We start from the raw sequence: 25,479 nt of genomic DNA, 5'->3' as shown, positions 1-25,479 counted from the left end.
GGGCGATGCCAGCAAGGCCAAGGCGAAACTGGGCTGGTCCCCGGTCACCACGTTTGCCGAGCTTGTCAGCGAGATGGCCGCCGCGGACCTGAAAGACGCCGAACGAGATTTGCTGCTCGCGCGCAGCGGCCACCCTCGCTTCGCCCACAAGGAATAAGCGACAGTATCCTTCCGTCGCCGAACATCGGCAAAGGTGGGACGGATCAGCCCTGCCGCCGCCGGTCCGCTTCGACCATCTCCTCGACCAGATGCTCCAGCGAGGTGCTGGCCGACCAGCCCAGTTCGTTGCGGGCCTTGGTTGGATCGCCGATCAGCACTTCGCCTTCCGCAGGCCGGTAGAACGCCTTGTTCACCCGAACGATGACCTTGCCGGACTTACGGTCGCGGGCAACCTCATCGACGCCGAAGCCCTCGAAGTCGAGATCGACGCCGGCTGCCCCGGCTGCGAGGCGGACGAACTCGCGGATGAGCGTGGTGCGGCCGGTGGCCAGTACGAATTCATCGCCATGCTCGCGATCGGTCATGGCCCACATCGCCTGCACATAGTCGCGCGCATGGCCCCAGTCGCGCTTGGCGTCCAGGTTGCCGAGCATCAGCACGTCGTCCCTGCCGGCGGCGACCTTGGCCATCGCGGCCGTCACCTTGCGCGTCACGAATTCCTCACCCCGCAGGGGGCTTTCGTGGTTGAACAGGATGCCGGAGGATACGTGCAAGGCGTAGGCCTCGCGATAATTCCTCGCCATCTGATGGGCGAAAACCTTGGCCACGCCGTAGGGGGAACGCGGAAAGAATGGCGTCGATTCGCGTTGGGGCGTTTCGCAGGCGTGGCCAAACATCTCCGACGTCGAGGCCTGGAAGAACCGGATGGTGCGGTCGACCTGCCGGATCGCCTCGAGCAGGCGCAGCACGCCCATGCCGGCGGCGTCCACTATGCCCAAGGGCTCCTCGAACGAGTTCACCACAAAGCTCTGGGCCGCCAGGTTGAAAACCCGGCTGGGGTTGATGCTCTCGATCATCCCCCTGAGATAGGCGTGATCGAGCAGATCGAGGTCGACCAGTTCGACATCCCGGTCGATCTGCAGTTCGGCCAGGCGCCAGAGGTTTCGCGCCGAGTCCTTGCGCACCCCTCCGATCACCCGATGCCCGGCCTTGAGCGCGTGCTCGGCCAGGTACGCGCCGTCCTGGCCCAGGATACCGGTGATGAAGATCGTCTCGCTCAAATCCGATCGCTCCGCTGGTGGGACGATGTCCCGCTGCTAGGGGACTCGAGAAGCTCGATAAGGCGCCGCCGGCCTTCGCGCAATGGCGAGCCGTCACGCGGGCGGCGACACACAATCGGGGATCGCGACGTAGGAGAGCTCGTAGTCCTGCCGTTGCGAGCCTTCGAGCAACTCACGCAGGTGTACCGGCTCTCCCGTCGTAGCCGCAGCGCCGCATAGGCTCGCGAGCCGCTCGCGCAGGCTGTCCGGCATCGGATCGTTCCCGCGCCAGACCGCAACCACGGACCGGGCCTGGCCATCGGTTGCCGGCGCACCGCCGCTCGACGGCCCAAGCGCGTGCGGGAAGTGCAGGCGGAAGTTGCCGGCGATGAAGCCGTCATTGGCGAGGACGATGTCCGGTGTCCCGACGTCGCGGGCAATGGTCGCGGCGAACAGGCGGAAGGGCTGGGTGCCGTCGATCTCCTTGCCGGTGAGATCGGGAAAGCGGGTCGTGACGAACAGCCCGATACTGCACAGGGCGGCGCAGAGGATCGATACTCCCGCCAGGATCGTCAGCCGCCGCCGCGTCAGCCGCCGTTCGAACAGCACCAACAGTGCGAGAGGCAAGAAGAAAAGCACCGGCAGCAGCCAGCGGTCACGCACCTCGGTTGCCCCCGAACCCAGCGTCAGGACGACGACAGCGATAAGGGCGGCGAGGACGAGATTGAGGACATAGCGGCGACCCTGTGGCCAATCGCTCTCCGCCGGCGAAGCCGGCGCCCGCGCACCGCCCGGAAAATACGCCACGGCGGCCACCAGCACGGCGGTGATGGCGGCAAAGCCGACCGTGGCCTCCAGCACCGCCAGCACAGGAGCAAAGATGCGGTTCAGCACGCTGGGCGAGCCATCGATCTCGAACTTGTCGGCCGAGCTCAGCATCTGGTCGAGGTGTGTCCCGGCCCACCAGAAATGTGGCAGCGCCACCAGCAGAGCAATCAGCGGCGCGATCAGTGTCCACGGCGACAGCACACGCCGGCGCAGTTCCTCCATCGGCAGGGCCGCGCCGAGCAACGCCACAACAAACAGGGCGAAATTGTACTTGGACAGCAGCCCCAGCCCGACGCAGAGACCGAACAGCAGGTAGTCGAGCGGCCGGCCGTTACGTAGCACGCGCAACATCAGGTAGAGCGCCAGGCTCGCCAGCAGCAGCACCAGCACCGAGTGTGAGAGCGTGCGTTGCGCTTCCCAGCCGATCTGCGGAATGGTGAACAGCAGCAGCGCCGCGACCAGCGCCCATCCGGATCGACCCAGCACCATGCGGGCGGAAAGGAACATCAGCAGCAAGGTCGCCAGCAACATCAGCTGCTTGGTCAGCGCCAGCGCCAACAGCGAGATGCCGAACACCGAAAAGATGCCGTGCTGTAGCCAGGCATACAGGGGCGGCTGGGGCCCGTAACCGAGCTCGAGCGTGCGCGAATGCATCATCAGCTGCGCCTCGTCGATGCCCAGCGACGGGGCCGCGAACACGCGAAGCACAGCCTGCAGCACGAACCACAGGCTCAGCGCGATCAGGGCAATGGCGACGCCCCGCTCTCGCGGCAACTCCGTTCCGGCCGCTGCATCGGTCATAGCGAGAACGGCTTGAAGTGCTTGCTCAGCTTCAGTGTCTGGGCCTGGTAGTTCGAGCCGAGCCCCGTGCCGTATAGCCGGTCGGGTGCTTCGGACAGCCGCTCGTAGACCAGCCGGCCGATAGTCTGGCCGTGGCCCAGCAGGAACGGAACCTCGCGGCTGCGCACTTCGAGGACGGCACGGCTGCCGCTACCGCCGGCGGCGGAATGGCCGAAGCCGGGGTCGAAGAAGCCTGCATAGTGGACGCGGAACTCGCCGACCAGCGGGTCGAACGGCACCATCTCGGCGGCATAGGCGGGCGGCACGTGCACGCTCTCGCGGCTGACGAGGATGTAGAACTCGTCGGGGTCGAGGATGAACTCATCGCTGCCGCGGTTCACCAGCGGCTCCCAGTAATCGAGGACGTCGAGATTGTCCTTGATGTCCATGTCGATGACCGGGGTATGGCGCTTCGACCGGAAGCCGATGAGGCCGCCCCGGTCGTCGCCCTTGAGGTCGATCGACAGCAGCACGCCCTCGCCCACCTCTGCATTGGCATCGAACACCAGCGTCTCGACATTGTGCAGCGAGCGGTGCTCATGCACGCTTAGCCGGCTGTCGCCGACGCGGAAACGCATCTGGCTGAGGCGCGAGCCAGTGCGGACGCGGACCGGGAAGGTACGCGGGCTGATCTCGAGATAGAGCGGGCCATGGTAGCCCGCCGGCAGGATATCGAAGCCGCGCGCATGGTCGCCGATGACGCGGGTGAACACATCGAGCCGGCCGGTCGAGCTCTTGGGATTGGCGCTCGCCGCCACCGCCGGCGGTAGCGCCAGGCTCTCCTGCAGCGGCACGAGATAAACGCAGCCGCGCTCGAGCACCGCGCCATTGGTCAGGTCGAGTTCGTGCAGCTTCAGCCGATCGATGCGGTCGGCCACCGTATGCTCCGGCCCGGGCAGGAAGCTCGAGCGGATGCGATAGGCGACACGGCCGAGCCTCAGGTCGAGGCTTGCCGGCTGCACCTGGTCGGTGTCGAAGTCACGATCGGAGGTGATGCCGCCACGCGCCGCCAGCCGCTCGATATATCGAGCGGGGAACACGCCATTGGCCCAAAGTTCGCTATCCACTCGGTTTCACCCCGCCGCCTTGTGGTCTTCCCTAGCAACCCCGGTCATTGACGCCAAGACGCCCAGCGCCGTATATCCCCGCTATGCGGTTTTGCGGTGACGCAATGACGCATGGTGGTGATTTGGCCGGTCTGATTGCAGCCACCTGAAACAAGTCGCTAAAGGGACCCTTTGAGCCGGCCGCCTGTCGCGTGCCGGCTTTTTTGTTTTCGAGGCTCAAGATGTCCAAGTCCAGGAACCCGCTCAGCGACGAGAAGAACCGGTCGCCGGCCACCATGCTGGTGCATGGCGGCACGCAGCGCAGCCAGTTCAAGGAAACGTCCGAAGCCATCTTCATGAACTCGGGCTATTCCTACCCGGACTCGCAATATGCCGAGGATCTGTTCCTCAACAAGCTGAACAAGCCGGCGCATAACTATTCGCGCTTCGCCAACCCGACCATGGACATGTTCCAGGACCGGATGGCGCTGCTCGAGGGCGCCGAGGCCGCCCGCGCCTTCGCCACCGGCATGTCGGCGGTCACCAACGCGGTGATGAGCCAGGTGCGCGCCGGCGACCACATCGTTGCGGCGCGCGCCCTGTTCGGCGGCTGCCGCTATGTGGTCGAGGACCTGATGCCGCGCTTCGGCGTGCCCTCGACGCTGGTCGATGGCCGCGATCCGGAGAATTTCGCCAGGGCGATGCAGCCCAACACCAAGGTGGTGTTCATCGAGTCGCCGACCAACCCGACGCTTGAGCTGGTCGACATCGCCGCCGTCGCCGAGATCGCGCATGCCCATGGCGCCAAGCTCATCGTCGACAACGTCTTCGCCACCGCCATGCTGCAAAAGCCGCTGCAGCTGGGGGCCGACCTCGTCACCTATTCGGCCACCAAGCACATCGACGGCCAGGGCCGGGCGCTGGGCGGAATCGTGCTCGGCTCGAAAGCGCTGATCGAGGGTGACGTGCACACGTTGCTGCGCCAGACCGGCCCGTCGCTGTCGCCGTTCAATGCCTGGGTGCTGCTCAAGGGCGTGGAGACGCTGCCGATCCGCGTCAAGCACATGACGGAAAGCGCCACCAAGGTGGCGAACTTCCTCGCCGAGCACCCCAAGGTCGAGCGCATCTCCTACCCGTTCCACCCCTCGCACCCGCAATACGAGCTGGCCAAGCGCCAGATGGCAAACGGCTCGACGCTGGTGGCGTTCGAGGTGAAGGGCGGGCGCGAGGCGGCCTTCACACTGTCGGACTCGCTGGCGGTGATCCTGATCTCGAACAACCTGGGCGACGCCAAGTCGCTGATCACCCACCCGGGCACCACCACCCACGCCCGCTTCACCGAGGCGGTGCGGCTCGAAAGCGGCATCATGCCGGGCCTGCTGCGGCTGTCGGTGGGGCTCGAGGATGCCGACGACCTGATCAAGGATCTGGCTTACGGGCTCGATCAGATTTAGGGAACGACTGAAGCAGACGGCCCCCTCCCATCCTCCCCCACAAGGGGGAGGTGCCCTGCTGGCGCTTCAGGCACAATTGAAGCCAAAGCCTCGACTCTTCACCTCCCCCCTTGTGGGGGAGGCCGGGAGGGGGCCGTCTCTATCGGCTTGCCTGCCCCCCTCCTCCCAACTGCCCTCTTGCCCTCCCTGCCCGGCTTTGCTGAACTGCCATACAAGCCGGAGACCGGCGGGGAGGACTTGATGAAGAAAGCACTGGTGGTGTGGGGCGGGCTCGAATTGCACGAGCCCGAGAAGGGCGCGCACATCGTTCGCGACATCCTCGAGGGCGAGGGTTTTGCCGTCACCGTTTCCGATGACTACACCGCGCTGGGCAGCGCCGACGTGGGCAGCTACGACCTGATCGTGCCGCAGATCACCGGCGGCGAGCTCGATCGCGAGAATTCGATCCGCTTCTGCACCGCCATCGAGGCCGGCACCGGGCTCGCCGCCTTCCACCACGGCATCGCCACTACCTTCCCCGGCAATGCACGCATGCGCTTCCTCGGTGGCTGCACCTTTGCCACCCACCCGGGCGACATCATCACCTACCGGGTCGATCCCAAGGTGAAGGACGATCCGATCATGGCCGGCATCGAAAGCTTCGAGCACACCTCGGAGCAGTATTTCATGCATGTCGATCCGAGCGTGCGCGTGCTCGCCACCACCACCTTTTCGGGTGAGCATGCGGCCTGGAAGAAGGGCGTCGCCATGCCGGTCGTCTACAAGTCGAGCTATGGCAAGGGCCGGGTGTTCTACACCGCGCTCGGTCACAAGCCGGCCGAGCTCGACAACCCGTCGATCGAGACCATCCTGCACCGGGGGCTGCTGTGGGCGGCGCGCTGATCGACAAGCGCCCGGTCGGCAAGACCGGCCTTTCCATCTCCAAAATCGGCTTCGGCGGCGCTCCGCTCGGCGACGTCAAGCGCGCCGGCTCCTATGCCGGCGCGCAGGAGCTGCTGCAGGCCGCCTGGGACGAGGGCATCCGCTATTTCGACACCGCCCCCTTCTACGGCGCCGGTCTCTCCGAACGCCGCATCGGCGATTTCCTGCGCGACAAGCCGCGCGACGAGTATGTGCTCTCGACCAAGGTCGGCCGCCTGCTCGTCCCCGACCGCGAGTATGCGCTCAAGCGCTACGACGACATGCGCGCCATGCCGTTCCGCCCGGTGTTCGATTTCACCTATGACGGGGTGATGCGCAGCTACGAGAATTCTCTGCAGCGGCTGGGGCTCGAGCGTATCGATATCCTGTTCCTGCACGATCTCGGCCGCTTCAGCCAGGGCCAGAACCACGAGAACTCGTTCAAGCAGGCCACCGAGGGCGGCGGCATCCGCGCGCTCGAAGAGCTGCGTTCATCCGGCGTGGTCAAGGCGATTGGCGCCGGCGTCAACGAATGGCAGATCATCGACGAGCTGATGGATCACGGCCGGTTCGATGTGTTCCTCCTCGCCAATCGCTACACCCTGCTCGACCAGCAGGTGATCGACACACTGTTCCCGCGCGTCCTGCGCGAGGGCGTCGCCATCGTCTGCGGTGCGCCGCTCAATTCCGGCATCCTCGCCACCGGCCCGATCCCCGGCGCCATCTTCGACTACCGGCCGGCCGATGAAGCGATGCTGGACAAGACCCGCCGTATCAAGGCGCTGACCGACAAGTACGGCACCACCCTGATCCGCGCCGCGCTCAACTTCCCGCTCGGGCACGAGGCGATCACCGCCATCATCCCGGGCTTTTCGAACGCGGCCGAATTCGCCGACAACATGACCGGCTATCGCAAACCGATCCCCGACGTGCTCTGGAACGACTTGCGCGCCGAGGGCTTGATCCACCAGCACGCCCCCGCTCCTGTCACACCAGCGCTGAGCTGACGCGCTAAGCGGGTCCCTTCCCACGCATATCCCCAAGGAGAACAAGATGGGTGAACGGTTCAAACTCACGGCCGCCGACGGCTTCGAGCTCACGGGCTACCGGGCCCGACCCGAGGGCAAGGTGCGTGGCGGCGTTGTGCTCATCCAGGAAGTCTGGGGCCTCAACAACTGGATCCGCAGCGTCGCCGATCGCTGGGCCCGCCATGGCTTCCTCACCATCGCGCCCGGCATGTTCGACCGCGTCGACTACGGCTTCGAAAGCGAGAATTACGGCCCCGACCATTTCGCCCGCGTCGGCGAGGTGATGAAGTCGTTCTCGATGGACAACGCCATGCTCGACGTCGCGGCGGCGATCAAGTCCGCCTCCGAGGGCGGCAAGGTCGGCGTCACCGGCCATTGTTTCGGCGGCCGCGTCAGCTGGATCGCTGCGAGCAAGCTCGATGGGCTCAGCGCTGCCTCCGGCTACTATGGCGGCGGCGTGCCCAGCTATATCGAGCTCGAGCCGGGCATCCCGATCGAGATGCATTTCGCCGACAAGGACCAGGGCATTCCGCTCGAGCAGATCGAGGCGCTGAAGGCGAAACACCCGAGCGCCGACATCTACACCTACGATGGCGACCACGGCTTCTGTAACAGCGACCGCCCGGAGAAATTCAACGAAGCCTCGTGCACCAAGGCCTCGGCTCGCTCGCTGGAGTTCTTCCACAAGCATGTCGGCTAGCCCTTGGGCTGATCCGGAACTGGCGCGGCACTTCGAGTATCTCGGAGTCGCCGTCGCCGAGGCGCGCGCGGCCATGCTGTCGCGCAAGAAGGCGATGCTCGCGGCCCACCTGATCGACGCCTTCGCCGACCGCCTGTTCACCGCCCGCAACGAGCCGGCAGGCGACATCCTCGCCTTCCGTGCGGAGCTGGCGGCGACGCACCCTGCCCTCGGCCTCGTTTTCGACCTCGTCGCCGGGCGGGCCGAGCTCGTCGTCGAGGCGGTCGAAGTCCCGCTATCAGACTACGGCAGGCTCAGCGTCGAGGACTTCATGGTCAGCCTCTACAACCAGCACAGTGTGCAACGCGTCCGCATCGCCACCAGCAACGGCGGCCGCGAGGATGTGCACGTTGTGCTGGCTGAGGCTGTAGCCGGGCTGCGTTAAGGCGGCATGTCGACGGAGGCATCGGTCCCTCGACAACCACCGGCGTCATCCCCGCGAAGGCGGGGACCCAGTAGCCGCACGGACGGTGCCCTGGCTAGATTCCCGCCTGCGCGGGAATGACTCGTAGGTGGGCAAGCACCTCAGTCCAATCGTGAAGGCACCTCAAGGCAGCCCCGCCATCTCGCCCGCAAGGCTCGCAACGAACCGCTTGGTCCGCTCGTGCTGGGGCGAGCCGAACACTTCGCGTGCCGGCCCTGCTTCCACCACCTCGCCCTTGTCGAGAAACACCACATTGCTGGCGATGGTCGAGGCGAGGCGCAAATCGTGCGTCGCCATCAGCATGGTGGTGCCCTCGCGCGCCAGTTGCGCCAGCACTTCCACCACTTCGATGGCGAGCTCCGGGTCGAGCGCCGAGGTCGGCTCGTCGCAGAGCAGCACTTGCGGCGACGGCGCCAGCGCGCGGGCGATGGCGGCGCGCTGCTGCTGGCCGCCCGACAGGTTGGCCGGCCAGGCATCCGCCTTGAGCAGCATGCCGACCTTTTCGAGCAGTTCCATCGCGCGGGCACGCGCCTTGGCCCTGGGCCAGCGCAGCACGGTGACGAGGCTCTCCATCACGTTCTCCACCACCGTCAGGTGCGGGAACAGCTGGAAGTTCTGGAACACCATGCCGGTCTTCCTCCGCATCGTCAGGATGTCGGCCTTCGCGGGATGGCCGCCGCGCGAGAAATCCACCGTCGCATCGCCGATCGACAGCCGCCCCGATTGCGGAATCTCGAGCAGGTTGACGCAGCGCAGCAGCGTGCTCTTGCCGCTGCCCGATGGGCCGATGAGGGCGGTGACGCTGCGCTCGGGCACCGTCACCGACACGCCCCTCAGCACTTCGAGTTCGACGAAGCGCTTGTGAATGGCCTCGAGCGCGATCATGACGCTGCCTCGATGTACCCGCCATAGCGCGACAGGCGCTTTTCGAGCCGGGCCTGCAGGGTCGAGAGTACCGAGCTGACGACGAGATAGATCAGCGCCACCTGCACATAGATGATCAGCGGTTCATAGGTGGTCGCGACGATGCGCTGGCCGGCGCGGAACATCTCCGGCACGGTGATCGCGGCAGCTAGCGAAGTGTCCTTGACCAGCGAGATGAAGGTGTTGGAAAGCGGCGGCACCGCTACGCGGCCCGCCTGCGGCAGGATGATCCGCCGCATCGCCTGCGCCCAGGTCATGCCGATCGAATAGGACGCCTCCCACTGCCCCTTGGGCACCGAGCCGAGCACGGCGCGGATGATCTCGGACGAGTAAGCGCCGATATTGAGGGTGAAACCGATCAGCGCCGCCGGAAACGCATCGAGCACGATGCCGACGCTGGGCAGGCCATAAAAGATCAGGAACAGCTGCACCAATAGCGGCGTGCCGCGGATGATCCAGACATAGAAGCGCACCGCCGCGGCGAACGGCCAGGGCGCGAACAGCCGGGCCAGCGCCGCGCCGAAGCCGACCGCCAGCCCGAAGGCAAAGCTCAGCAGCGTCAGCGGCACGGTGAACTGGATACAGGCCCAGAGCAGCGCGGGCAGCGACTCCAGCATGAGGGTGAGCCAGGGCGGCATGGGGAGTCCTCAAACAAAAAGAACCGGCCGCACAGGGCGGCCGATCCATACTAGAGCGCTTCAGGCCCAGACGAAATCGCCACTCCGCCGTCATCCCCGCGAAGGCGGCGAGTGATCGCGCAACCGACGTAGTGACTACTGCGAGACGTCGGCGCCAAAATACTTCTGCGAGATGGCCTCATAGGTGCCATCGGCCTTGATCGCCTCGAGCGCGGCGTTGATCGCGGCCAGCAGCTCGGGCTTGTTCTTGGCCAGCAGCACGCCGGAGTAGTCGGCCTGCTCCTGCGTCGCGACGATCTTCACGTCGGCGTCGGGCTGCTTCTTCTTGAAGTCGAGGAAGGACAGGCTGTCATTGATGGTGGCGTCGGCGCGGCCCTGCAGCACCAGTTGGATCGACTGGTCGAAGCCCTCGGTGCCGACGAGCTCGGCGCCATTTTCCTGCGCCAGCTTGCCGAAATTGCTGGTCAGCGACTGCGCCGCCTTCTTGCCGGCGAGGTCGGCAAAGCCGGTGATGGTGATGTTGTCACCTTTGACCACCAGAGCGGCCTTGGACGCGATGTATGGCTCGGAGAAGTCGTATTTCTGCTTGCGCTCGTCGGTGATGCCGACCTGGTTGATCACCACATCGTAGCGGTTGGCATCGATGCCGGCGATCAGGCCATCCCACGGGCCTTCGACGAACTGCGCTTCCACGCCGATCTGCTTGGCGATCGCCTGGGCGATCTCGACGTCGAAGCCGACCAGCGCGCCGGTCTCGTCATGGTAGGTGAACGGGGCATAGGTGCCCTCGGTGCCGACGCGCAGTGCGCCGGCGGACTTGATCTGGTCGAGCGCCGTCTGCGCGAAAGCCGGGGTGGCAAGGCCAGCCGCGACTACGCCGAGCGCGAGTACGGATTTGATGATGTTCATTGTTGTTCTCCGCATTGCCGGCTCGCGAGGGGGAGGTTGAAGCCGGCCTGGTGGCGCGGAATTTGCCCCTCCAACCGGGATGTCGCAATAACTCGGATGACTATTTTACGTTCACCGGGCCTAGGCAAAAGGCACATGCTGGCCCATGCCCGACCGCTAGTCGCCAATGCTCAGGAATGCGCCGCGCAGAGACGGTCGCCCTCAGCCTTTAGTCGAAGCCTCGAGCAGCTCGAGCAGCTTCTGCGTGGTCTGCCAGCTGCGGATGGTCATGGATTTGTAGAGCGGCGAGGCTACGATACGGCCGAGCTTGCTCTTGGTGCGCTCGGCGCTGAGCCGCTGCGAGTAGACCACGCCGTCGCCCTGCCACACCTTGTCGACGCCGTCGCGCGGCACGAACACCGCGAAGGCCTCGTCACCCTCGATGTCCATCAGGAAGATCGCGTCAGAGTGATACTTTCCGGGCTCGTCGCCGAACCCCTTGGGGCGCTTGTCGACCACCGCCCTCAGCTCGTCGTGGCTCAGTACCAGCACCTTGATCAGCGCGTCGTCGAGCTTGAAGCTCTTGGTCAGCCCCTCCTCGATGCGACGCGCCACGGTCCTCGCCGCAAGCGTCGAGCGGAAGATCACATTGCCGGACTGGATGTAGGTCTTCACATCTTCGAGCCCGATCTCCTCGAGCAGCTGTTTCAGCCCGGCCATCGGCACCTTGTTCTTGCCGCCGACGTTGATGCCGCGCAGCAGCGCCAGATAGGTGGTCTTGGTCGTCATGGATGCCTCAAATCAGCCGGACGGGTCGGCGCCAGCCTAACCCGGCATCGTCATGATCTGAACAGTGGCGCGCCTACCACAGCTGCTTGCGCGCGCCGAGAACGAGGTTGCGCGAGCAGGCGATGTACATCGCGGCGGCCGCCCCGGCGAGGGCGCTGCTCGTGTAGCGCATGATGCCCGACATCACCGCGCGGGGATACCCGTCGGAGAACTCGATGCAGAACATCACCGCCAGACCGCACAGAACGCCGATCAGCGCGGCTGTGGACAGCTTCCAGGCGGCCGGCTCTACTCTTATTTCTCTGGTCATCGTCACCCCACTATTGCGCAGTGTGCGTGATCGGCGGAGACGGGCAAGCAGAACCGCGTGCTTGTGTTATCGAGACCTCAACGGGCAGCGGAGAACCTGAGACTATCACCGCCCAAGGGCCGGTTTTGCAGCAATTAGGACCGCTTGGCCGTGTAGATCGATGTCGTCATATTGCGCGACACCACCCCGCCAAACTCACGCTCGGCGATCTCGGCCAGCCCGTCGAGCAGCCACTCACGCTCGGCCAGCGGCAATGCGGTGATGTTGGAATAGGTGGCGTAGAGACGCCGCACGCCGATCGGATCGAGCGTCAGGGTCCACTGCAGCAACTCGGGCTCGGCCGGCACGAACCCGGCGTCCGCCAACTCTGCCACCCGCGCGGCGGTATCGAGTGCGTAGGGCGTGTCCGTGGTGCCGCCGCCCGACGGGCTCGGCCGGTGGCCAACGAACAGATGCGCCGTCGCCTCGTGAAACGGATCCGGGCGACCAGCATCGCCGAACACGTTCCAGAACAGGGCCACCACACCGCCCGGCCGCAGTGCCGTGTGGATGCGCCGCAGCGCCTCGGGCGCATCGAGCCAGTGGAAGGCCGTGGCGCTCACGGTGAGGTCGAAGGCCTGCGCCGGCAGCGCCACCTGTTCGAATGTCTCCGGCACCACCTCGAGCCGCTCGTCGGTCCAGCGGCCGCGCACGAACTTGGCCAGTCGCCGATCCGGTTCAACCGCCAGCAACCGCTTCGGCCCCGCGGCAAGCAGCCGCTCGGTCGCAAGTCCGGTCCCTGCTCCGATCTCGAGGATCGTGCTCCCCTCGCGCAGCCCAGCCCGCTCGCGCAGCAACGTCCAGACCTGTTCCGGATAAGGCGGACGCGCCAGGTGATAGTTCTGCGGATCGAGCCCGAAGGCTTCGCGGCCGAAGGATCGGGACAACACCTCGCGCATCTCCACCTCCAAAAGCGAAGGCCGGGATCGCTCCCGGCCTCGTTCATTCCGTCAGCGCGAAAACCTCAGCGCTTCTTCTTGTCCACCTGGTGGTAGGCCCGGCGCGAGTGGAACTCGCAATAGGGCTTACCCTCGTCCGAATGCTGGCCGCAGAAATAGAAGTCAGGCGTCAGCGGGTCGCCGATCGGCCACTTGCAGGTGTGTTCGCTCAGCTGCAGCAAAGTCAGCCGCTGCTCGACCGGGATGAACAGCTCCTGCGCCTGTGGCGCCAGCTCCATCTCGACCGCGAATTCCTCGTCCATCTTCAGCGCGGTGGCGCCCTGGATGGCGCCGGCGCTGATGGTGTTGCGCGCCTTCATCACCGCGCCCAGCCCGCTCGAGCGCGAGGTGGCCGCCGGCGAGGCGACGCGGCGCGCCGCCGGACGCGGCGCACTGCGCACGCGCGGTGCCGAAGTCGCGGGCTTGGCGCGGCCCGAAAGCTTCAGCCGGTGCACCTTGCCGATCACTGCGTTACGCGTGACGCCTTCGCCCAGGACGCCCGCAATCTGACTGGCGCTCAGCCCCTCAAGCCAAAGTTTCTTGAGCAGCTCGACGCGTTCTTCAGTCCAGCCCATCGAAATAAAGCTCCTACCGCCATTCGGCGTGGGCTGACTCCTTCACCGTGCCGTTGCGCGAGCAACGGCCTGATACGCTACGTATCGTAGGCTTGAAGGGTCCGCCACACGAGATATCGTGTCCCAACGCCTTGATACTACACGGGTCGTGGAATCCGGTGCAAGCGTCGGGCGGGTTTTACACGGGGAAAACGCGGCAGGATTCAGGCCTTGCCCAAAGCCCGAGTCGAATCAGGGACTTGCGCCCGCCAAAGGCCCCGTCCGTTGACTTAAACACTCCACAAAGGCATATGGAAAAGCGTGCAACGCGCCGCGCAAACGCAGCGCGTTTTTGGTTTTTGTGGGGCTTTTGCAACAGTCCCGTCACACAACCCCGGAAAGGGAAGAGAGAAGATGTCTGCGCTCTACGGCACGTATGCCCGGTCGCCCCTCGCGTTCGAGCGGGGCGAGGGCGTGCGATTGTTCGCGCAGGACGGAACCGAGTATCTCGATTTCCACGCCGGCGTCGCGGTGAACGCGCTGGGCCATGGCGATCCGCACATGGTCGCCGCGCTCAAGGCCGCGGCCGAGAAGGTCTGGCACACGGCCAACACCTTCACCATTCCCGAGCAGGAGCGGCTGGGTCAGCGGCTCGTGGAGAATACCTTCGCCGATGCCTGCTTCTTCACCAACTCCGGCACCGAGGCGGTGGAGTGCGCGGTCAAGACCGCCCGGCACTATTTCTGGGCCAAGGGCGAGAAGGACCGCTACGAGATCATCGCCTTCACCGGCTCGTTCCACGGCCGGACCATGGGCATGATCGCCGCCTCCGGCAACGAGCACTATCTCGAAGGCTTCGGCCCGGCCCTTCCCGGCTTCAAGCATCTCGACCCCAACGACCTCGCCGCGGTCGAAGCCGCCATCACGCCCCGGACCGCCGGCATCCTGATCGAGCCGGTGCAGGGCGAAGGCGGCGTCACCGAGATGACCGGCGAGTTCATGCGCGGCCTGCGTGCGCTCTGCGACCGGACCGGCACGCTGCTGATCCTCGATGAAGTGCAGTGCGGCTACGGCCGGACCGGCAAGTTCTTCGCGCATGAGTGGAGCGGCATCGAGCCCGATATCATGGCCGTCGCCAAGGGCATCGGCGCCGGCTTCCCGCTCGGCGCCTGCCTCGCCAAGGGCGAGGTCGCCAAATCCATGGTGCCGGGTACGCACGGCTCGACCTATGGCGGCAATCCGCTGGCCTGCGCCATCGGCAATGCCGTGCTCGACCGTATGCTGGCCCCGGGCTTCTTCGCCGAGGTCGAGCGCGTCGGCAACAAGCTCAAGTGGCACCTGCAGCAGTTGGCGCAGCGTTTTCCCAACCAGGTGCTCGAGCTGCGCGGCAAGGGCCTGCTCACCGGCATCAAGATCGCCTCGCCAGTACGCGAGGTCTCGGCCCGGTTGCGCGACGAGCAGCATCTGCTGGCCATGACCGCCAACGAGAACGTGCTGCGCCTGTTGCCGCCGCTCGTCGTCACCGAAGCCGATATCGAGGAAGCGATCGGCAAGATCGCCGCCGTGTTCGAGGCCATCGAGGCCGAAAAAGCTACCGCCTGACCCAATTAGTGAGCGCGTTCGGAAGGGCGGGAGACAGCAGCTCCCGCCCGGCGCGTTTCAAAAGGAGAGGTCCCAAATGACCGCTACCCCACCTAGGCATTTTCTCAATCTCGACGATTTCGACGCCGTCACCCTGCGCGGCATGCTGAACCAGGCCGTCGAACTCAAGGATCGCCTCAAGAAGGGCGACAAGCCGCAGCTCCTCAAGGACAAGGTGCTGGCGATGATCTTCGAGCGCCAGTCCACCCGCACCCGCGTGTCCTTCGATGTCGGCATGCGCCAGCTCGGCGGCGAGACCATCTTCCTCTCCGGCGCCGAGATGCAGCTCAGCCGCGAGGAAACCCTCTCGGACACCGCCAAGGTCATGTCGCGTTATGTCGATGCGATCATGATCCGCATCCTGACGCACGCCGACCTGACCGAGCTTGCCGAGGCCGCCACCGTGCCGGTGATCAACGGCCTCACCCGTCGCGCCCATCCGTGCCAGGTGATGGCGGACGTGATGACGTTCGAGGAAAAGCGCGGCAACCTGAAGGGCGCAAAGGTCGCCTGGGTGGGCGACAGCAATAACGTGCTCGCCAGCTGGGTGAACGCCGCCGAGCTGTTCGAGGCCGAGCTGACCATCGCCGTTCCCGAGGATTACTGGCCCGAAAAGGACCTCCTCGCCGATATCCGCAAGGCCGGCGCCGCGGTGCGGCTGATCGAGGATCCCGAGGAAGCCGTGAGGGATGCCGACCTCGTCATCACCGACACCTGGGTGTCGATGGGCGACACCGATGCGGCCGAGCGCCGCCGGGTCTTGAAACCTTACCAGGTCAACTCCCATCTGATGGGACTTGCCGACAAGGACGCGCTGTTCATGCACTGCCTGCCGGCTCACCGCGGCGACGAAGTGACGGATGACGTCATAGACGGGCCGCAATCGGTGGTCTTTGATGAAGCCGAGAACCGGCTGCACGCCCAAAAGGCCATCTTGTGCTGGTGCCTCGGTCAGGACCGGCAGAACATCTAGGCGTCGCAGCCTCTTGATCCTCCCCCGTTTCACGGGGGAGGGGACCGCCGAAGGCGGTGGAGGGGGCGACGGGAAATACCGGTGGTTGTGGCCGCCCCCTCCACCAGCTTCGCTGGTCCCGCTCCCCCGCTCTCGCAGGGAAGGATGAAGAGGGGCCCCTTCGGCATTTTAGTGCCACGAAGGTCAGTACGAACATGCACGGTGCGCGGCATCTCTCCCCGCCACCCGGAGATTTTGCGATGACGCAGACAGAACTCAGTGCCTTTGGCCTCGATCGCCCGGAGTCGGGCGATGACGTCGTGGTGCCCTTCACCCTCGACCGGCTAGACAGCCGCGGCCGCGTCGTGCGGCTCGGCCCGGCGCTCGATGCCATCCTCAACCGCCACAACTACCCTGCCCCGGTCGCGCGCCTCCTCGGCGAAGCGGTGGTGCTGGTCGCGCTGATCGGCTCGTCGCTGAAGTTCGAGGGCCGCTTCATCCTCCAGACGCAGACCGATGGTCCAGTGAACCTGATCGTGGTCGATCTCGACGCGCCCGATGGGCTGCGCGGTTATGCCCGCTTCGACGCCGATGCGGTGATGCAGGCAATCCAGCGCGGCGAGACTTCGACGGCGCAGCTGCTGGGCAAGGGCCATCTCGCCATGACCATCGACCAGGGCAGCCACATGGAGCGCTACCAGGGCATCGTCGCGCTCGACGGCGGCTCGCTGGAAGACGTGGCGCATGCCTATTTCCAGCAGTCCGAGCAGATCCCGACGCTGGTCCGCCTCGCCGTCGCCGAGCACTCGGTGCGCGGCCAGGGCGGCCCGCGCTGGCGCGCCGGCGGCGCTCTCGTGCAGTTCCTGCCACCGCACGGCCAGGCGATGATGCCGGACCTGCCCGGCGACGGCGATTTCAACAATCCCGAGACGGCCGATCCGCATTTCGTCGAGGACGACAAGTGGACGCAGACCCGCTCGCTGCTCTCGACCGTCGGTGACGACGAGCTCGCCGACCCCGACCTGTCGGCCGAACGCCTGTTGTTCCGCCTGTTCAACGAGCCGGGCGTCCGCGTGTTCGAGCCGATCGCGCTCGAGGAGCGCTGCACCTGCTCGGCCGAGCGCATCGAGAGCATGCTGCGCGACAACTTCACCGCCGAGGAGCGGGCCGACATGGTGGTCGATGGCGAGATCGAAGTGGTGTGCGAGTTCTGCTCCACCGACTACCACTTCCACCCGCACGAATTCGGCGACGCCGAACACCGGCACACGCACTAAGCGGCCAGTAGTAGCGGCCTTGCAGTCAGGACTCCCTCCCCCTTGTGGGGAGGGGGGACCCGCGTAGCGGGTGGGTGGGGGTGGCCACACCCACTGAGAGAGGAGGACCCCACATGGACCGTTTCACCGGTGGGTGCCTGTGCGGCAATGTCCGCCTCGTCGCGACGGGCCGGCCCTATCGCGTCGGCATCTGCCACTGCCTCGATTGCCGCAAGCATAGCGGCAGCCTGTTCGGCACCTTCGCCATCTTCCCCCAAAGCGCCGTGAGCATCGAAGGCGAGACGCGCGAATATCAGGGCCGGAACTTCTGCCCGAACTGCGGCTCCTCCATCTTCGCCAGCAGCGACGATGAGATCGAAGTGCACCTCGGCACGTTCGACGCACCGGACCAGCTCAGGCCGACCTATGAACTCTGGACCGTCCGCCGCGAATCCTGGCTGCCGCCCTTCCCGTTCGCACACAGCTACGTGCGCAACCGCGAGAGCGACAGCCGCTCGGAGGATTAGGCCGGCAGCAGCGTCTTCAGCTTCTCGGCATACTCGGCCAGGTCCTCGATCGGCCAGCGCGCCACGCCGCTCTCGGCCGCCGCTTTCGCCACTGCGGGTGCAACGACCGATATCAGCCGCGGGTCGAACGGATCGGGGATGATCCGGTCGTTCTGCAGCGTCTCCCCGCCCCCCCGCGCCAGGTCGGCAATGGCGCGGGCGGCCGCCGCCTTCATCGGCTCGTTGATCGTGGTAGCCCCGCAGTCGAGCGCGCCGCGGAACAGGAAGGGGAAGCAGAGCACGTTGTTGACCTGGTTCGGATAGTCCGACCGGCCGGTGCAGATGATCGAGTCCGGGCGCGTCGCCTGCGCCAGTTCGGGCATGATCTCGGGGATGGGGTTGCTGAGCGCCAGCACGATCGGGTCCCTGGCCATGCGCTTCAGCATATCGGGCTGCAGTGCGCCGGCCTTGGACAACCCGACATAAATATCTGCGTCGTCCATCACGTCGGCGAGCTCAACCGCCTCGGAGTGCTGGGCGAACTCGGTGCGCCATCGGTCCATGGTGCCGCGCCGCTTCTCGGTGACGAGGCCCTTGGAGTCGGCCAGCCAGATATTCTCGCGCCGGGCGCCCACCGCGATCAGCATGTTCATGCACGCAATGGCCGCGGCTCCCGCGCCGGAGGTGACGATCTTTACCTCGCCGATGCGCTTGCCGACGATCTCCAGCCCGTTGAGCACCGCGGCCGCGACGACGATCGCGGTGCCGTGCTGGTCGTCGTGGAACACGGGGATATCCATCCGCGCCCGCAGTTCTTCCTCGATGGTGAAGCAGTCGGGCGCCTTGATGTCCTCGAGATTGATGCCGCCAAAGCTCGGTTCCAGCGAGGCGATGATGTCGATGAGCTTTGCCGGGTCCAGCTCGTCGATCTCGAGGTCGATCGAGTTGATGCCGGCAAAGCGCTTGAACAGCACCGACTTGCCCTCCATCACGGGCTTACTCGCCAGCGCCCCGATATTGCCCAGCCCCAGCACCGCCGTGCCGTTGGAGATGACGGCGACCAGGTTGCCCTTGCCGGTATAGCGGTAGGCCGCTGCCGGCTCGATGGCGATCGCCTCGCAGGGAATGGCGACACCCGGAGAGTAGGCGAGCGACAGATCGTGCTTGTCGCGCAAGGGCTTGCTGGCAATGATCTCGATCTTGCCCGGTTGCGGCGCCTCATGGAACTGAAGGGCCATCTCGGTCAGGGTGGGTTGGTTCTCGCGCGTCATCAAATCGGCCCATGCTGCAGTGGTATGCCAGCTATGCAGCAGCCGCCGCAAATGCACAGATCAACCTTGGGGCTAAGCCCAACGGATAACCGCAGTCTCTGCCCTCATCAGGAGCCGGCCGAACTCCATCCGGAACGAGGGTCTAATTGCCAGCCGCACCTCCCCACCCGCTAAGATGCCGCCAGAGGGAGGACTTCACCATGCAGACGACGACATCGGGCCACCTGTCCGAGACCGACCGCGGACAGGCGACCATCACCGATATCAAGGCCATGCGACACGAGAGCGGCTTCTGCCTCGTGCGCATCGACACCGATGCCGGCATTTCCGGCTATGGGGAGTGCGGCAACCTCTCGGGTGATCTCGTTCGCGCCGCGATACACACCCACGCCAAGGGCGGTGCGCGCCTGCCGCATCTGCAGCTGATCGGCAAGGACCCGCTCGATATCGGGGTCCACTATCACAACATGTTCTATGCCTATGCGCAGCGCCCACCGCAGATGATGGTGTGCTCCGGCCTCGACATGGCCCTGTGGGATCTCGCCGGCAAGCTGCTCAACCAGCCGGTGCACAAGCTGCTCGGCGGCGCCTTCCGCTCCGAGATCGAGCTTTATTCGCACTGCCCGCATTTCGATATGACCGATGCCGGCGCCTGGCCCGACATCGCCGCCGACCTCAAGTCCGACAAGCACGGCTTCAAGACCTTCAAGGTCGATATCCACGCCGCCATCGGCTCCAGGATGCAGGAACAAGTGACGACCCTGTCGCCCGGCGACATCCGCAAGGTCCGCCGTTCCTACGAGCTCGCCCGCGAGCACCTGGGCGAGGAGGTCGACATCATCGTCCACTGCCACTGCGAGCTCGATACACCCAGCGCCATCGCCGTCGCCGAAGCGGTCGAGCCGATCCGGCCGATCTACTACGAAGACCCGATGCAACCCGGCTACTCCGAGAACTGGATGGCGCTGCGTCGCTCGACCCGCATCCCGATCATGACCGGCGAGAACCAGGCCCTGCCCGAAGACGCCCTGCCGTTCCTCCAACACCAGGCCGTCGATTGCCTGCAGCCCGACATCGTCAACTCGGGCGGCATCACCGGCACCAAGCGCATCGCCGATCTTGCCGCGCTCTACCGTACCCCGATCACCCTGCACAATGTCAGCGGCCTGCTGCTCAACGCCTCGAGCCAGCAGCTCGCCGCCGCCGTGTTCAACTGCCCGCGTATCGAATGCACGCGCCGCGCCACCTCGCTGGAATGGGCCGATCCCAACCCGCTGGAGATCAGGAACGGCATGATGCAGGTCTCCAACGCTCCCGGCCTCGGCGTCGACCTCGACCTCGACTGGCTCGCCGCCCACCGCTGGGAGGACGAGCCGATCTGGGACTAGGCCTCGGGTTCCGACCTCTCCTGATCCTCCCCGCGCCGCGCGGGAGGAGCATCAACACGCCGTCTCAGCCGAAGAAGTTGAGGCGGGTGAACAGCGTGTAGTCGGCCTCGAAGGCCATGAGGATGACGAAGACCAGGACCAGCACCGGCGGCACGAGGATGGCGTAGGCAAAGGCCAGCCGCTCCCAGGCCATGTGCATGAACACCGCCACGATCAGCCCGGCCTTGCCCAGCATCAGCATGACGATGGCGAACCAGCGCAGGTAACCCTCGAACTGCAGCAGGTCGACCGCGTAGGAGCAGGCGCTGAGGATGAACAGCCAGAGCCAGACGATCAGGTAGAGCCGGATCGGATGCTGCTGGCCCTCGGCGTGCGCCGCCGGTTGCGTTGCCAGTTCTGCGTGTGCTTCTGCCTGTGCCATTGCTGTCTCACCAGAGATAGAAGAATGCGAAGATGAAGACCCACACCAGGTCGACGAAGTGCCAGTAGAGCCCGGTGATCTCGACGATCTCCCACCGACCCTTGCGGCTGGTGAAAAAGCCCTTCCGCTCGTTGTCGAAGTCGCCGCGCCAGACCTTGCGTGCCATCAGCAGCAGGAAGATCACGCCGATGGTGACGTGGGTGCCGTGAAAGCCGGTGATCATGAAGAACACCGAGCCGAACTGCGGCGCGCCCCACGGGTTCTCCCACGGCCGCACGCCCTCCGAGATCAGCTTGCTCCACTCGAAGGCCTGCATGCCCACGAAGGTCGCGCCGAGCAGGGCCGTCAGCAGCATCAGCGCCGTGGTCTTCACGCGGTCGCGCCGGTAGGCGAAGTTCACCGCCATCGCCATGGTGCCGCTCGATGAGATCAGCACGAAGGTCATGATGGCGATGAGGAGCAGCGGCATGTGCACGCCGCCGATCTCGAGCGCGAACACCTCGCTGGGGTTCGGCCAGGCCTCGCTCGTCGACATCCGCACCGTCATGTAGGCGATGAGGAAGCACGAGAAGATGAAGGTGTCCGAGAGCAGGAAGATCCACATCATCGCCTTGCCCCAGGACGCCGTCTTGAAGGCGGTCTTGTCCGAGGACCAGTCGGAGACGATGCCGGCCAGCCCGGGTCGGGCGTCTGGCTCAGTGTGGGTTGCGGCGGGGTTGGACATGGTTGGGCTCCGGCATCAGCTCAGCAGCGCGAGGCAGAAATCGACGAAATCGCTGGCCCAGCCGGCCAGCAGGGCGAACAGCGCCACCCAGACCACCAGCATGAACAGCCAGTAGGTCGAGCAGAGCTCGACGTTGAGCCGCACCGTGGCGACGCTGTCGGAGCGCCAGGCCTTGCTGGCGGCCCAGCCGAGGGCAACCAGCCCGCCGACGATATGGAGGCCGTGGAGGCCGGTGACGAGGTAGAAGAAGCTGTTGGCCGGGTTGCCCGCGACGATGAAGCCGGCCGCCGACAATTGCTGCCAGGCGACGAGCTGCCCGATGAGGAAGCCCACCGCCAGCACCGATGCGGCGACGAGCCCCAGGCGGACCTGCGCCATGCTGCCCTGCCGGGCCGACCGCTGCGTCCATTCCAGCGCAATGGAGCTGAGCACCAGTGCGCCGGTATTCACCCACAGGATGTCGGGCAGAGGCAGCGATTGCCAGTCGCCGAGGTCGCGACGCATGAACCAGGCGCCGATCAGCAAGGTGAACATTGCGCCGATGATCGCCAACAGGAAGCCGATGGCGACGCGCTTGGCCGGATCGCGCGACAGCTGGAAATCCGGCACGCCCTCGATCACACCCTGCTCCAGCCACGGCTTGGCGAACAGCCGCTGGCGCGCCAGCCACCAGCCGGCCAATGCCGCGAGGGTGGCCAACAGCATGATGACGGCGCTCATGAGTTGCCCTCGTGATGGGCCGGCGTCGGACCGGGCTGGTTCTGCGGGATGAAGTCCTCGGCCGCGCCCGGCACGCTGTAATCATAGGCCCAGCGATAGACCACCGGCAGTTCGCGCCCCCAGTTGCCGTGCGCCGGCGGCGTCTCCGGCGTCTGCCACTCGAGCGTGGTCGCCCGCCATGGATTGCCGCCCGCCGGCTTGCCGTTGCGGATCGACCAGAGGAAATTGAAGATGAACAGCAGCTGGGCCGCGCCGACGATCAGCGCGCAGACGGTGATGAAGATGTTGAGATCGTGCGCCGAGGGCGGCTGGAACGAGATGTCGCCGGACTCGAAATAGCGCCGTGGCACGCCCATGATGCCCAGGTAGTGCATGGGGAAAAAGACCAGGTAGGCGCCGATGAAGGTGACCCAGAAATGGATCAGCCCCATGGTCTCATCCAGCATCCGACCGGTGATCTTGGGATACCAGTGATAGATGGCGCCGAAGATCACGAGGATCGGCGCCACGCCCATCACCATGTGGAAATGTGCCACCACGAACATCGTGTCCGAGAGCGGCACGTCGACCACCACGTTGCCGAGGAACAGGCCGGTCAGCCCGCCATTGACGAAGGTGACGAGGAAGCCTAGCGCGAACAGCATGGGCAGGGTGAAGTGGATGTCGCCACGCCACAGCGTCAGCACCCAGTTATAGACCTTGATCGCGGTGGGCACCGCGATGATCAGCGTCGTCGTGGCGAAGAAGAACCCGAACCAGGGGTTCATGCCGCTCACATACATGTGGTGCGCCCACACGATGAAGCTCAGCCCGCCGATGATGACCAGCGCCCAAACCATCATGCGGTAGCCGAAGATGTTCTTGCGCGCATGGGTCGAGATCAGGTCCGACACGATGCCGAAGGCGGGCAGCGCGACGATATAGACCTCAGGGTGGCCGAAGAACCAGAACAGGTGCTGGAACAGGATCGGGCTGCCGCCGGAATGGGCGAGCTGCTCGCCCATCTCGACCAGCGCCGGCATGAAGAAGCTGGTGCCGAGCAGCTTGTCGAACAGCATCATGATGCAGGCGACGAACAGCGCCGGAAAGGCCAGCATCGCCATCACCGTGGCGACGAAGATGCCCCACACGGTCAGCGGCATGCGCATCAGCGTCATGCCGCGGGCTCTGCCCTGCAGCACCGTGACGATGTAGTTGAGCCCGCCCATGGTGAAGCCGATCACGAACACGATCAGCGACAACAGCATCAGCACGATGCCGGCTTCCTGCCCCGGCGTGTTGGTCATGATCGCCTGCGGTGGATAGAGCGTCCAACCCGCTCCGGTCGGCCCGCCCGGCGCAAAGAAGCTGGCGGCCAGCAGCAGCACAGCCAGCAGGTAGGTCCAGAAGCTGAGCATGTTGACGTAGGGGAACACCATGTCCCGCGCGCCCAGCATCAGCGGGATCAGGTAGTTGCCGAAGCCGCCGAGGAACAGCGCGGTGATCAGGTAGATCACCATGATCATGCCGTGCATGGTGATGAACTGATAGTAGGCGTTGGCGTCGATGAAATCGAGAAAGCCCGGGAAGGCCAGTTGCATGCGCATCAGCCAGCTCAGCACCAGCGCCACGAACCCGATGGCCAGCGCCGTGCACGCGTATTGCACCGCGATGATCTTGGCGTCCTGCGAGAAGACGTACTTCGTCCACCAGCTGCGCGGATGGTAGAGCTCTGCATCCGGGAACTCGACAGCATGGGCATCGGGCCCGTGAGTGGCGTCGACCATCAGAGTGCCTCCTCGCACTGATGTGAGGTCGCGCTGGAAGGGGCGGTCCTAAGGAAGCTGGGCCGTCTCGACTACCTCCGGCGCATAAAGTTGGGCGTAGGTCTGCTGGCTGGCGAGCCAGGCGTCGTAATCTTCCTGGGTGTCCACCACCACGCCGCCGCGCATATAGGGATGGCCGGTGCCGCACAGCTCGGCGCACAGCACCTCGAACTGGCCGGTGCGGGTGGGGGTGAACCAGAAATAGGTCACCGAGCCGGGGATCATGTCCATCTTGGCGCGGAATTCGGCGACATAGAAATCGTGCAGGACATCGGTCGAGCGCAGCAGCATCTTGACCGGCTTGTCGATCGGCAGGTGCAGGTAGTCGGCCTCGATCAGCACGTCGTCGCGACCGTTGGCGTCGTCTGGGTGAATACCATAGGGATTGTCCGGCCCGACCAGCTTGGTATCGGTCAGGCCGAGCTTGCCGTCAGCCCCCGGCAGACGGAAGGCCCATTGCCATTGCTGGCCGAGCACCTCGGCCTCGCTGGCCTCGGCCGGCACGCTGATGAACTGGTGCCACACGAACAGGCCGGGCGCGAGCATGGCCGCAACGCCTATGGCGGTGAGCCCCATCAGCCAGTTCTCGAGCTTGCGATTCTCGGGTTCGTAGGCCGCCTTGTGCCCCTCGCGGTGCCGGAAGCGCCACAGGCAATAGGCCGCGAACAGCACCACCGCGGCGAACACGGCGCCGGTGATCCAGAAGGTCACGAGGATGGTGTTGTCGATATAGCCCCAGTTCGAGGCAATCGGTGTCCACCACCACGGGCTCAGGAAATGGAACGCAACTGAGCCAACAACGATCAGGACGAAAACGACTGCTAGTACCATCGTTCATCCTCGCCTTTCAGGGCTATCGGAATGAATCAGAAGGCAGACAGGCGCTGCGGGAATGTCGATTGGCTGGGGCTGATCACATGTTCGCCTCGGCCATGCCTCCCCGCATCGCCACCGGAACAAATACAGCCCTGATAACAGGCCCTAACGGGCCATAGAGCCGCATATGTCTAGACACTTCGGCACTGTCTCGAATGATCACACCGGCGTGTCCGATTTGTCAATTGCACCATTGCCGCACCGGCAAGAGGCCGGTGGACAGGGCTGTTTTGCGGGGTTCGGCGCGCTCCATTGGCCCTCGATCACAGGCCGCAACCAGGCCCTTATGCCTAGGGCGCGGGGCCATCGAGCAGGACGTCGAGTCCCTTTCGGAGGCGCCGTCCCGGTCGCTGTCGAGCAGCAGACGGGAGCGCTTGATGG

The 25,479-nt window shown here is 65.4% G+C and carries 25 protein-coding genes, 1 pseudogene and 1 riboswitch; of the genes and pseudogenes, 10 read left to right on the top strand and 16 right to left on the bottom strand.

Annotated features, from left to right (window positions below):
• Positions 1-203: 203 nt before the first annotated feature.
• From AC3A6I_RS03430 to AC3A6I_RS03420, 3 genes are all read right to left on the bottom strand, one after another.
• Complete coding sequence (locus AC3A6I_RS03430; RefSeq protein ID WP_487541784.1) at positions 204-1,220, bottom strand: GDP-mannose 4,6-dehydratase; 1,017 nt, start codon at positions 1,218-1,220, stop codon at positions 204-206.
• Between the two features lie 93 nt (positions 1,221-1,313).
• The gene (locus AC3A6I_RS03425; protein WP_487541783.1) at positions 1,314-2,828 is read right to left on the bottom strand and encodes a glycosyltransferase family 39 protein; all 1,515 of its coding nucleotides are present in this window, start codon (positions 2,826-2,828) and stop codon (positions 1,314-1,316) included.
• Positions 2,825-3,934, bottom strand: a complete 1,110-nt coding sequence (locus AC3A6I_RS03420; RefSeq protein WP_487541782.1) for a 2'-deoxycytidine 5'-triphosphate deaminase — start codon at positions 3,932-3,934, stop codon at positions 2,825-2,827. The genes AC3A6I_RS03425 and AC3A6I_RS03420 overlap by 4 nt, the downstream gene beginning before the upstream one ends.
• Positions 3,935-4,038: 104 nt before the next feature.
• A riboswitch (SAM riboswitch) is annotated at positions 4,039-4,116 on the top strand.
• A 39-nt stretch (positions 4,117-4,155) separates the two neighbouring features.
• Between AC3A6I_RS03420 and metZ the strand changes: the two genes are divergently transcribed.
• The 5 genes from metZ (at position 4,156) to AC3A6I_RS03395 (ending at position 8,419) form a co-directional block, all read left to right on the top strand.
• Positions 4,156-5,367 carry an O-succinylhomoserine sulfhydrylase gene (gene metZ, locus AC3A6I_RS03415; RefSeq protein WP_487541781.1) on the top strand — a complete coding sequence of 404 codons (1,212 nt, stop codon included), beginning with the start codon at positions 4,156-4,158 and terminating at the stop codon, positions 5,365-5,367.
• A gap of 240 nt (positions 5,368-5,607) precedes the next feature.
• The gene (locus AC3A6I_RS03410) at positions 5,608-6,249 is read left to right on the top strand and encodes a ThuA domain-containing protein (RefSeq protein ID WP_487541780.1); all 642 of its coding nucleotides are present in this window, start codon (positions 5,608-5,610) and stop codon (positions 6,247-6,249) included.
• Complete coding sequence (locus tag AC3A6I_RS03405; protein ID WP_487541779.1) at positions 6,234-7,274, top strand: aldo/keto reductase; 1,041 nt, start codon at positions 6,234-6,236, stop codon at positions 7,272-7,274. The genes AC3A6I_RS03410 and AC3A6I_RS03405 overlap by 16 nt, the downstream gene beginning before the upstream one ends.
• Positions 7,275-7,320: 46 nt before the next feature.
• A complete protein-coding gene (locus AC3A6I_RS03400; RefSeq protein ID WP_487541778.1) occupies positions 7,321-7,995 on the top strand; it encodes a dienelactone hydrolase family protein in 675 nt (224 codons plus the stop codon).
• Complete coding sequence (locus AC3A6I_RS03395) at positions 7,985-8,419, top strand: hypothetical protein (RefSeq protein WP_487541777.1); 435 nt, start codon at positions 7,985-7,987, stop codon at positions 8,417-8,419. Before AC3A6I_RS03400 ends, AC3A6I_RS03395 begins: the two co-directional genes overlap by 11 nt.
• A 162-nt stretch (positions 8,420-8,581) precedes the next feature.
• Here the strand turns inward: AC3A6I_RS03395 and AC3A6I_RS03390 are convergent, their stop codons facing one another.
• The 7 genes from AC3A6I_RS03390 to AC3A6I_RS03360 all read right to left on the bottom strand — a co-directional run bounded on the left by AC3A6I_RS03390 (position 8,582) and on the right by AC3A6I_RS03360 (position 13,559).
• A complete protein-coding gene (locus AC3A6I_RS03390; protein ID WP_487541776.1) occupies positions 8,582-9,343 on the bottom strand; it encodes an amino acid ABC transporter ATP-binding protein in 762 nt (253 codons plus the stop codon).
• A complete protein-coding gene (locus AC3A6I_RS03385) occupies positions 9,340-10,020 on the bottom strand; it encodes an amino acid ABC transporter permease (protein ID WP_487541775.1) in 681 nt (226 codons plus the stop codon). The genes AC3A6I_RS03390 and AC3A6I_RS03385 overlap by 4 nt, the downstream gene beginning before the upstream one ends.
• 135 nt (positions 10,021-10,155) lie before the next feature.
• Positions 10,156-10,929 carry an amino acid ABC transporter substrate-binding protein gene (locus tag AC3A6I_RS03380; RefSeq protein WP_487541774.1) on the bottom strand — a complete coding sequence of 258 codons (774 nt, stop codon included), beginning with the start codon at positions 10,927-10,929 and terminating at the stop codon, positions 10,156-10,158.
• A gap of 201 nt (positions 10,930-11,130) precedes the next feature.
• The gene (locus AC3A6I_RS03375; protein WP_487541773.1) at positions 11,131-11,697 is read right to left on the bottom strand and encodes a DUF1697 domain-containing protein; all 567 of its coding nucleotides are present in this window, start codon (positions 11,695-11,697) and stop codon (positions 11,131-11,133) included.
• A gap of 73 nt (positions 11,698-11,770) precedes the next feature.
• On the bottom strand, positions 11,771-12,007 hold the full coding sequence (locus AC3A6I_RS03370) for a hypothetical protein (RefSeq protein WP_487541772.1): 237 nt from the start codon (positions 12,005-12,007) through the stop codon (positions 11,771-11,773).
• A gap of 134 nt (positions 12,008-12,141) precedes the next feature.
• Positions 12,142-12,945 (bottom strand): class I SAM-dependent methyltransferase, encoded by an 804-nt coding sequence (locus tag AC3A6I_RS03365; RefSeq protein ID WP_487541771.1) that lies wholly within the window; start codon positions 12,943-12,945, stop codon positions 12,142-12,144.
• Between the two features lie 65 nt (positions 12,946-13,010).
• Positions 13,011-13,559: a GcrA family cell cycle regulator gene (locus tag AC3A6I_RS03360; RefSeq protein WP_487541770.1), complete on the bottom strand. Its 549-nt coding sequence runs from the start codon at positions 13,557-13,559 to the stop codon at positions 13,011-13,013.
• Between the two features lie 393 nt (positions 13,560-13,952).
• Between AC3A6I_RS03360 and AC3A6I_RS03355 the strand changes: the two genes are divergently transcribed.
• The 4 genes from AC3A6I_RS03355 (at position 13,953) to AC3A6I_RS03340 (ending at position 17,914) form a co-directional block, all read left to right on the top strand.
• Positions 13,953-15,140, top strand: coding sequence for an acetylornithine transaminase (locus AC3A6I_RS03355; protein ID WP_487541769.1), 1,188 nt, complete (start codon positions 13,953-13,955; stop codon positions 15,138-15,140).
• Between the two features lie 76 nt (positions 15,141-15,216).
• A complete protein-coding gene (gene argF, locus AC3A6I_RS03350) occupies positions 15,217-16,152 on the top strand; it encodes an ornithine carbamoyltransferase (RefSeq protein ID WP_487541768.1) in 936 nt (311 codons plus the stop codon).
• A 239-nt stretch (positions 16,153-16,391) separates the two neighbouring features.
• The gene (locus AC3A6I_RS03345; protein WP_487541767.1) at positions 16,392-17,408 is read left to right on the top strand and encodes an Hsp33 family molecular chaperone; all 1,017 of its coding nucleotides are present in this window, start codon (positions 16,392-16,394) and stop codon (positions 17,406-17,408) included.
• 113 nt (positions 17,409-17,521) lie between these two features.
• Positions 17,522-17,914, top strand: a complete 393-nt coding sequence (locus AC3A6I_RS03340) for a GFA family protein (RefSeq protein ID WP_487541766.1) — start codon at positions 17,522-17,524, stop codon at positions 17,912-17,914.
• A gap of 17 nt (positions 17,915-17,931) precedes the next feature.
• Here AC3A6I_RS03340 and AC3A6I_RS03335 read toward each other — a convergent pair.
• A pseudogene (locus AC3A6I_RS03335) lies at positions 17,932-19,164 on the bottom strand (malic enzyme-like NAD(P)-binding protein); the annotation flags it as partial.
• A 200-nt stretch (positions 19,165-19,364) separates the two neighbouring features.
• On the opposite strand from AC3A6I_RS03335, the gene AC3A6I_RS03330 reads away from it, so the two are divergent.
• On the top strand, positions 19,365-20,552 hold the full coding sequence (locus AC3A6I_RS03330; RefSeq protein ID WP_487541765.1) for a mandelate racemase/muconate lactonizing enzyme family protein: 1,188 nt from the start codon (positions 19,365-19,367) through the stop codon (positions 20,550-20,552).
• 64 nt (positions 20,553-20,616) lie between these two features.
• Here AC3A6I_RS03330 and AC3A6I_RS03325 read toward each other — a convergent pair whose 3' ends face one another.
• From AC3A6I_RS03325 to AC3A6I_RS03305, 5 genes are read right to left on the bottom strand one after another with little or no spacing between them, the layout of a single operon-like run.
• The gene (locus tag AC3A6I_RS03325; RefSeq protein ID WP_487541764.1) at positions 20,617-20,973 is read right to left on the bottom strand and encodes a cytochrome C oxidase subunit IV family protein; all 357 of its coding nucleotides are present in this window, start codon (positions 20,971-20,973) and stop codon (positions 20,617-20,619) included.
• A 7-nt stretch (positions 20,974-20,980) separates the two neighbouring features.
• The gene (locus AC3A6I_RS03320; RefSeq protein ID WP_487541763.1) at positions 20,981-21,697 is read right to left on the bottom strand and encodes a heme-copper oxidase subunit III family protein; all 717 of its coding nucleotides are present in this window, start codon (positions 21,695-21,697) and stop codon (positions 20,981-20,983) included.
• 15 nt (positions 21,698-21,712) lie between these two features.
• Entirely contained in the window at positions 21,713-22,417 is a 705-nt protein-coding gene (locus AC3A6I_RS03315; RefSeq protein WP_487541762.1) for a cytochrome c oxidase subunit 3, read from the bottom strand.
• Entirely contained in the window at positions 22,414-24,183 is a 1,770-nt protein-coding gene (gene ctaD / locus AC3A6I_RS03310; RefSeq protein WP_487541761.1) for a cytochrome c oxidase subunit I, read from the bottom strand. Before ctaD ends, AC3A6I_RS03315 begins: the two co-directional genes overlap by 4 nt.
• A gap of 48 nt (positions 24,184-24,231) precedes the next feature.
• Entirely contained in the window at positions 24,232-25,053 is an 822-nt protein-coding gene (locus AC3A6I_RS03305) for a cytochrome c oxidase subunit II (RefSeq protein ID WP_487541760.1), read from the bottom strand.
• Positions 25,054-25,479 lie beyond the last annotated feature (426 nt).

The sequence above is a fragment of the Devosia sp. Soil_C_22 genome, from assembly GCF_057657195.1.
This window is presented reverse-complemented; position numbering and strand designations above follow the sequence as displayed.

What these genes read in the sequence shown, in the direction of transcription:
- AC3A6I_RS03325 (WP_487541764.1), bottom strand. Translation starts at nt 20,973, where the DNA reads ATGGCACAGGCAGAAGCACACGCAGAACTGGCAACGCAACCGGCGGCG.
- AC3A6I_RS03355 (WP_487541769.1), top strand. Translation starts at nt 13,953, where the DNA reads ATGTCTGCGCTCTACGGCACGTATGCCCGGTCGCCCCTCGCGTTCGAG.
- AC3A6I_RS03360 (WP_487541770.1), bottom strand. Translation starts at nt 13,559, where the DNA reads ATGGGCTGGACTGAAGAACGCGTCGAGCTGCTCAAGAAACTTTGGCTT.
- AC3A6I_RS03305 (WP_487541760.1), bottom strand. Translation starts at nt 25,053, where the DNA reads ATGGTACTAGCAGTCGTTTTCGTCCTGATCGTTGTTGGCTCAGTTGCG.
- AC3A6I_RS03385 (WP_487541775.1), bottom strand. Translation starts at nt 10,020, where the DNA reads ATGCCGCCCTGGCTCACCCTCATGCTGGAGTCGCTGCCCGCGCTGCTC.
- metZ (WP_487541781.1), top strand. Translation starts at nt 4,156, where the DNA reads ATGTCCAAGTCCAGGAACCCGCTCAGCGACGAGAAGAACCGGTCGCCG.
- AC3A6I_RS03390 (WP_487541776.1), bottom strand. Translation starts at nt 9,343, where the DNA reads ATGATCGCGCTCGAGGCCATTCACAAGCGCTTCGTCGAACTCGAAGTG.
- AC3A6I_RS03330 (WP_487541765.1), top strand. Translation starts at nt 19,365, where the DNA reads ATGCAGACGACGACATCGGGCCACCTGTCCGAGACCGACCGCGGACAG.
- AC3A6I_RS03345 (WP_487541767.1), top strand. Translation starts at nt 16,392, where the DNA reads ATGACGCAGACAGAACTCAGTGCCTTTGGCCTCGATCGCCCGGAGTCG.
- AC3A6I_RS03375 (WP_487541773.1), bottom strand. Translation starts at nt 11,697, where the DNA reads ATGACGACCAAGACCACCTATCTGGCGCTGCTGCGCGGCATCAACGTC.
- AC3A6I_RS03365 (WP_487541771.1), bottom strand. Translation starts at nt 12,945, where the DNA reads ATGCGCGAGGTGTTGTCCCGATCCTTCGGCCGCGAAGCCTTCGGGCTC.
- AC3A6I_RS03315 (WP_487541762.1), bottom strand. Translation starts at nt 22,417, where the DNA reads ATGAGCGCCGTCATCATGCTGTTGGCCACCCTCGCGGCATTGGCCGGC.
- AC3A6I_RS03425 (WP_487541783.1), bottom strand. Translation starts at nt 2,828, where the DNA reads ATGACCGATGCAGCGGCCGGAACGGAGTTGCCGCGAGAGCGGGGCGTC.
- argF (WP_487541768.1), top strand. Translation starts at nt 15,217, where the DNA reads ATGACCGCTACCCCACCTAGGCATTTTCTCAATCTCGACGATTTCGAC.
- AC3A6I_RS03320 (WP_487541763.1), bottom strand. Translation starts at nt 21,697, where the DNA reads ATGTCCAACCCCGCCGCAACCCACACTGAGCCAGACGCCCGACCCGGG.
- AC3A6I_RS03400 (WP_487541778.1), top strand. Translation starts at nt 7,321, where the DNA reads ATGGGTGAACGGTTCAAACTCACGGCCGCCGACGGCTTCGAGCTCACG.
- ctaD (WP_487541761.1), bottom strand. Translation starts at nt 24,183, where the DNA reads ATGGTCGACGCCACTCACGGGCCCGATGCCCATGCTGTCGAGTTCCCG.
- AC3A6I_RS03370 (WP_487541772.1), bottom strand. Translation starts at nt 12,007, where the DNA reads ATGACCAGAGAAATAAGAGTAGAGCCGGCCGCCTGGAAGCTGTCCACA.
- AC3A6I_RS03395 (WP_487541777.1), top strand. Translation starts at nt 7,985, where the DNA reads ATGTCGGCTAGCCCTTGGGCTGATCCGGAACTGGCGCGGCACTTCGAG.
- AC3A6I_RS03410 (WP_487541780.1), top strand. Translation starts at nt 5,608, where the DNA reads ATGAAGAAAGCACTGGTGGTGTGGGGCGGGCTCGAATTGCACGAGCCC.
- AC3A6I_RS03340 (WP_487541766.1), top strand. Translation starts at nt 17,522, where the DNA reads ATGGACCGTTTCACCGGTGGGTGCCTGTGCGGCAATGTCCGCCTCGTC.
- AC3A6I_RS03380 (WP_487541774.1), bottom strand. Translation starts at nt 10,929, where the DNA reads ATGAACATCATCAAATCCGTACTCGCGCTCGGCGTAGTCGCGGCTGGC.